The following is a 3876-nucleotide window of genomic DNA, read 5'->3' on the forward strand; positions in this document are numbered from 1 at the left end:
CGGTGGTGCCGCCCTCGGAGGCCGAGGGGGTGTCCCAGCCCTGCCAGCCGATGCCACTTACATTGGCGTTAATTTGCACAGAGCCGTCTTCAACAGGATTCAAGATGCCGACCTTAAGATCCTCCACTGATTTAGACTGCCCCGTTGTGCCAGCTGTAGATCCGTCGCGCTTGCTGCTCATCCAGCCAATATTCGAGACATGTGCCTCATACTGAATATGCATCTTGCTGTCGTCTACGTTCAGAAGAGAACCGTTGAAGCAGTAGTTCATGTCACAGCGTCCGTTAACGCCCGGGACATTGCCGCTGCTTGAATACTGCCAGAAACTGTAGCTGCCAGCATAATCGCAACGCCAATTATATTGAGCGACCCAATGATCATAACCGCTCAACGACGGAGAATTCAGGTAGTTGTTAAGCCAGTTAAGGTTCGCATAGATACCCGACTTAAAGCCAACGGCCTCCATACGGTTGCAAAAAGCCTGCGCAATCTGAGTGAGCTTATCCTTGCTGAAATCCGGATCTTGCAAGATATAGTTATCCTCAAGATCATAATAAATGGGAAGCGACGGATGATGGCCAACGAGCCAAGCAAGTGTCCTGTCGGCCTCTTTATTGGCATCCTCTACAGAACGGGCGTAGGAGTAATAATACACGCCATAAGGAATACCGAGGCGCTCACATTCAGCAGCATTTCTTTCAAAAGAATCGTCAGGTTTTCCGTAAACAGGTCCAACTTTGAGAATGGCAAAATCAATCCCCGCGGCCTTAACCTTATTCCAATCAACGGTTCCTTGGTGATTGCTGACGTCGATGCCGCGCGCAACAGCGCCATTGGGCAAAGAGTCGTCAGTTAAAGACTTGGCATCGATGTCGCCGTTGCCGCCTTCGATAAGCACGCCATTTTCATAACGCCAAGAGTTCTGTTCCAAAGAGTCGACATCAAAGGAATCCGCCCCAACGGAATCATCAGCCGAAGCCTCACCGTTAGAATCGTCAATATCAGACTCTACAGCATCAATTCCAGGCTGATCGCTGGAAGCAGAGTCCACACTCTCATCAGGACGAGCAGCATTTGCAGCGTCACCATACCATTCGGTTTGACCTTGGGAATCCGAAGCATCGTCCTGTGTTCCCTGGGAAATTTCATCTTGGGATACGCGCTCTTCAGACGCTTGAGATGTCGATTGCGAGATAGCGCCAGGTTCAGCTGACAGCGCATATGCACAGTAAGGCTGAGCGACTTGCGACCAAATCATTACTAGCGCGCAAGCCAAAACCGCATACGCTTTTAGACGTTTCATGTATATCCCCCAAGATAACAGCTGAATACAGCAACACAATCAACGGTTATATTACCGCACTTCATAGAACACATTTTGAGCTTGGAAAAGCAATGCCCCCGACACAAAAAGAGGCGCTCCTATTACGGAGCGCCTCAATAGGCTCTATGCAAAAGGTCTTGCGGCACCGATCACACGACCGGGAGCGTTAACCGAACGTTCGGTAACTCCAATTCCCGGCCACGAATCGATAATTCGACCGTTACCGATATAGATTCCAATATGACCCTGGTAGTAGGCCACATCTCCCCTCTGCATGGCAGAGGTGCTAACCGGCATAAACGTGTTGTTGCGATACCAGTTCATAGAGTTATACGTCTGCTCAGGCAGCCAACGATGGTTATAGGGGTTATACCAACCCATATCCATGCCAGTCGCATACAAACATTGCAGCACTAATCCCGAACAATCAACCGCATCCCCCGGCCAAGAAGACCAAGGCTCGATATAACGCGTTCCGATATATTCACGTGCACGCTGGATAAAGGCGTTGATGCAATCCTGTCGCGAAGCGTTATAAGGAATTCGAGAAGGCGTGACATACGTGAAGTAACCGGTGCAATACGAAGGAAGCTGTACGCTATTGCAACTAACCTTTGGATAAGAGCCAGGGGTCTGATATCCCATATATCGATAGGTCTCAAAATACGAATCAGACGTAGAGCCTGGTGCGGAAGCGCCCTTAGGGACAATCTTTACCTGTAAGGCCTGAACAGGAATGCCAAGCTTCGTGGTGCCCGCCGATGATCCATTTTTGGTCCAGCCAAGCCAACCATAATTTGACACATGGACGCGATACCAAACATCAAAGTAATCAGAAACATCGCCAGTCAAGTTAATCTTCACAGCCTGGATTTGCTGTCCTTGGCCAACAGTTCCCGATGTAGCCCCATCTGAAACAGCGGACTGCCAACCGATATTGGATACGTGGGCAGAATACGATATACCGCCACTCATGGAGCTATCAGAAAGCGACAGCTGCATGGCCTCCATGGCACGGTTCTGTCCAACCGTTCCAGCAACACTGCCATTGCCAACAGGCACTTGCCAGCCAAGACCGGAGCAATTTGCCTTAGCAGATAGCCCGGGAAGTTGAATCAACGCATCATGGTCTTGAACGGGGGCGTCGGACGAACCCTTGGCAACCAACTTAATTTGAATTGCCTCGGCCTGCTTAGACAGCCCAACGGTGCCAGCTGCGGCGTCATTTTTAGCCCAGCCAAGCCAGCCATAGTCTGCAGCATGAATACGGTAGTAAATATCGTATTTTGAAGCGTCGTTCCCGGTCAGCCTTAATTTGACCGCCTGAATTGCGAGGCCCTTGCCAACAGTGCCAGCATAGGAAGCACCCGAGACGTATGGCTGCCAGCCGATATTCGCAACATGTGCCGACACTTCAACTGAGGCATCGATGCCCTGAGTTGCAACATACAAAGCCTGCAGGGAGCGGGACTTGCCCGTCTGGCCAGCGGTTTCACCGTTGCCAACGGGAGCCAGCCAGCCCGCAGAAGCAACGTGCGCCTGAGATACAAGACCGATTCCAGGCGTTTCGATAAATGCATTGGCAGAGGAGCCAGGCGAAGACTGACCCTTATTTACAAGTGCAACATCGATGCCGCACAAACCGGAAGAACCACCAGAAACGCCACATGCCTGACCATTTGACGCCCAGCCAGTCCAGCCATTACCGGAATCGCATACTCGATACCAGATGTCATAATTGGCAGCGAGTTGACCGCTCAACGACATTTTTATCGCTTTTATGGGTGCGCCGGATACCGCCTTGGCAGCGCCACCATCCGATGAAGAAGCGCCCCAGCCTGAATACCCATCCATAACGGAATAAGAAATAGACCCGTTATCAGTTTGACCGGCAACGCTCAGGGCAATAGAGTTCAGCAGTTTAGCACCCTTGCCTCCGATCGTGGCCTTTTGACCAGAAGAGGAGCCAAGACTCTCCCCAGAAACGGCCGATCCGGAAACCGTAACAGCATCTGGATCGCCGATAAAGACCTTGGCCGAGGAACCGGGCGCCGCTCCGCCTTTCTCCACGAGAACCACTTTGACCGCTTCGATAGCCCTGCCCTTACCGGCAGAACCAGCGGCAGCACCATTGCAGGCCCAATCGAGCCAGCCAATACCTGACACATGAGCGCAATACCAGATGTCATATTTATCTGCCGCCTCGCCGGTCAAGCGAATCTGGACGGCCTCGAGGCGCTGAGACTTTCCGGTCGTGCCGCAGTGCCCCTTAGACCACTGCTGCCAGCCAACATTCGAGACATGACCACGAAGCTCAATAGAACCCGAGTGGCCATACCAGCCAAGCTGGGCTTCGAGGGCCTCCATGGGAAGGCCCCTGCCAGTTGTCCCAGCAACAGATCCGCCACCTACGGGAGACATCCAGCCAATATTCGATGTATGCGAACGGATGGCAATCGAAGCGGGATCATCGCTACGGTTCTTAAAAGGACAGGTAGTGTCGCCCGGGGCGGGGTCGCCCTTGGGCAGGACCGCGACCTGGACGGCCTGGA

2 protein-coding genes are annotated in these 3876 nt (G+C 52.4%); both read right to left on the reverse strand.

The window, feature by feature from the left end; translation table 11 throughout:
• The coding region (locus I2G43_RS01545; protein WP_267473440.1) for a GH25 family lysozyme at window positions 1-1303 on the reverse strand (1303 nt) is incomplete at its 3' end.
• Between the two features lie 144 nt (window positions 1304-1447).
• Window positions 1448-3853, reverse strand: coding sequence for an NlpC/P60 family protein (locus tag I2G43_RS01550; RefSeq protein ID WP_267473441.1), 2406 nt, complete (start codon window positions 3851-3853; stop codon window positions 1448-1450).
• Window positions 3854-3876 lie beyond the last annotated feature (23 nt).

The sequence above is a fragment of the Collinsella aerofaciens genome (assembly GCF_015557435.1).
In the GTDB taxonomy this organism is placed as follows: Bacteria; Actinomycetota; Coriobacteriia; order Coriobacteriales; family Coriobacteriaceae; genus Collinsella; species Collinsella aerofaciens_Z.